The sequence below is a fragment of the Mycobacterium sp. TH-M116 genome (assembly GCF_057473685.1).
This window is the reverse complement of record NZ_JBYCLC010000211.1, coordinates 1-2,673: the sequence shown is the minus strand read 5'-3', so window position 1 is coordinate 2,673 and position 2,673 is coordinate 1. Positions and strand designations below refer to the sequence as shown.

3 protein-coding genes are annotated in these 2,673 nt (G+C 71.5%); 1 reads left to right on the top strand and 2 read right to left on the bottom strand.

The features are described from left to right. Window positions 1-436, bottom strand: a 436-nt coding sequence (moaC, locus tag AC2VOK_RS10680; protein ID WP_428900440.1) for a cyclic pyranopterin monophosphate synthase MoaC, incomplete at its 3' end; no start/stop codon positions are given. Window positions 437-445: 9 nt separating this feature from the next. Beyond that, window positions 446-646, bottom strand: a complete 201-nt coding sequence (locus AC2VOK_RS10675) for a hypothetical protein (RefSeq protein ID WP_421531394.1) — start codon at window positions 644-646, stop codon at window positions 446-448. 159 nt (window positions 647-805) lie between these two features. Between AC2VOK_RS10675 and AC2VOK_RS10670 the strand changes: the two genes are divergently transcribed. Next, window positions 806-2,673 (top strand): helicase-associated domain-containing protein (locus AC2VOK_RS10670; RefSeq protein ID WP_428900439.1); only part of this gene is annotated, 1,868 nt, incomplete at its 3' end.

The following is a 2,673-nucleotide window of genomic DNA, read 5'->3' as shown; positions in this document are numbered from 1 at the left end:
CGTCGATGCGCGCGGCCGGGTCAACCGCCTTGATCATGTCGTAGAGCGTAAGCCCGGCCACGCTCACGGCGGTCAGCGCTTCCATCTCCACGCCGGTGCGGTCCGTGCTGCGTACCGTCGCGGTGATCTCGACCTCCGACTCGCCGACGGTGAATTCGACGTCGACTCCGGTGAGCGCAAGCTGATGGCACAACGGGATCAGGTCACTGGTGCGCTTCGCCGCGAGAATGCCCGCGATCCGTGCGGTCGCCAGCGCATCGCCCTTGGGCAGCCCGCCGGTCGAGATCAGCCCCACCACATGGGCCGAGGTGCGAAAGGTTCCCGCCGCCACGGCCGTGCGTCTGGTGGCGCCCTTGGCGGTCACGTCGACCATACGGGCCGCCCCGCGCTCATCCAGGTGCGAAAGTGGGGTCCCGGCCTCGGACGCCTCGGCCATCGTGGCCGTCTAACGGTTGATTTCGGTAACCGGATGTACGTAGGGCAGGTCGTCGGCGGGCAGTGGGAAGTTCAGCTCGCCGAAGGGCGACAAGGCGCCCGTTCGGTCGCTCACGAGTTCACTCACCGCGTGGTCGTCCGGTCCCGTCGCAGGCCAGCCGTTGTCGACGTACTTGGTTCTGCGGGCCTTGCCCTCAGCAATGTCAGCCACGTCGACCATTCTGACATTTCGCGCCGGACGGCGCGGCGCAAGGTCTGCGGTCCGTGCGTCGGGGTGTCTGGCGGGCGCGCGCTGGCCTGCACGCATCCTCGCTGCGGAACGCGGGCCTGGGGGGCTGCTTTACGCTGATCGGCCCTACGCTAATCGGTAATGACCGACAACACCCCGGACATCCCGCTGGGGTCCTGGCTGGCCGACTTGCCGGACGAGCGGCTGATCCGGCTGCTGCGACTGCGGCCTGACCTGGCCCAGCCCCCACCCGGCAGCATCGCCGCGCTCGCCGCGCGCGCACAGGCCCACCAGTCGGTCAAGGCCGCCACCGACGACCTCGACTTCCTGCGGCTGGCGGTGCTCGACGCCCTGCTGGTGTTGCAGGCCGACTCGATGCCGGTGCCGAGCGCCAAGCTGCTCGCGCTGATCGGTGACCGCGCCCCGCAGGCCGACGCCATCGCCGCGCTGGACGCCCTCAAAGAGCGCGCCCTGGCCTGGGGCGAGGCCGCCGTCCGGGTGGCCGCCGACGCGGGAACCGCACTGCCGTGGCACCCGGGCCAGGTCATCCTCGAGGACGCCTCGCGCTCGGGCGAGCAGATCGCGGACCTCGTCGAGAACCTCGACCCCGCACAGCGCGAGGTACTGGACAAACTGCTCGAGGGCTCTCCGATCGGTCGCACGCGGGACGCCGCCCCGGGCGCCCCCGCGGAGCGGCCGGTACCACAGCTGCTGGCGCTGGGCCTGCTGCGACGCATCGACGCCGAGACGGTCATCCTGCCCCGCCACGTCGGGCAGGTGCTGCGCGGCGACCGGCCGGGCCCGATGCAGCTGAGGGCGCCCGATCCGGTGGTGTCGGCCACCACGCCCGACGACGTCGACGCAGCGGCCGCCGGAGCCGTCGTCGACCTGCTACGGGAAGTCGACGGGGTGATCGAGACCCTGAGCACCGCGCCGGTCCCCGAGCTGCGCAGCGGCGGACTGGGAGTCCGCGAGCTCAAGCGGCTGGCCAAGGCGACCGGCATCGCGGAGCCGCGGCTCGGGCTGATCCTCGAGATCACGGCCGCCGCCGGATTGATCGCCAGCGGCACACCTGATCCGGAGCCGACCGACGGCCCCAATGTCGATGGACCGTACTGGGCACCGACGCCGGCCATCGACCGGTTCACCGCGAGCTCGCCCGCCGAGCGTTGGCACCTGCTGGCCGAAGCCTGGCTCGATCTGCCGGGCCGTCCGGCGTTGATCGGGACCCGCAGTCCGGATGCCAAACCGTATGTTGCCCTGTCCGTTTCGCTGTACTCAACGGCGGCGCCGTTGGATCGGCGACTGCTGCTGGGCATGCTCGCAGAGCTGCCCGCGGGCGCGAGTGTCGACGCGGTCGCGGCATCGGCGGCCCTGGTGTGGCGGCGTCCGCGCTGGGCCCGGCGGCTGCAGCCGGGGCCCGTCGGCGATCTGCTGAGCGAGAGTCACACCCTGGGTCTCGTGGGTCGAGGGGCGATCAGCACGCCCGGCCGGGCACTTCTGGACGTGGACGCCGACCCCCGCGTCGCGGTCGACGCGATGGCACGCGCGTTGCCCGAACCGATCGACCACTTCCTGGTTCAGGCCGATCTGACCGTCGTGGTACCCGGCCCCCTGAAGCGCGACCTCGCCGACCAGCTGGCCACCGTCGCCACCGTCGAATCGGCCGGCGCCGCGATGGTGTACCGCATCAGCGAGCAGTCGATCCGCCACGCGCTCGATGTCGGCAGGACCCGCGACTGGATGCAGAGTTTTTTCACACAGCACTCTAAAAACCGAGTGCCGCAGGGGCTTACCTATCTGATCGATGACGTTGCGCGCCGGCATGGCCAGCTGCGGATCGGGATGGCCGCGTCGTTCGTGCGCTGCGAGGACCCGGCGCTGCTGGCCCAGGCGCTCGCGGCGCCCGCCGTCGCAGGGGTGCAGTTGCGCGCCCTGGCGCCGACGGTGGCGGTGTCGCCGTCGCCGATCGGCGACGTGCTCGCCGCGTTGCGGACCGCCGGCTTCGC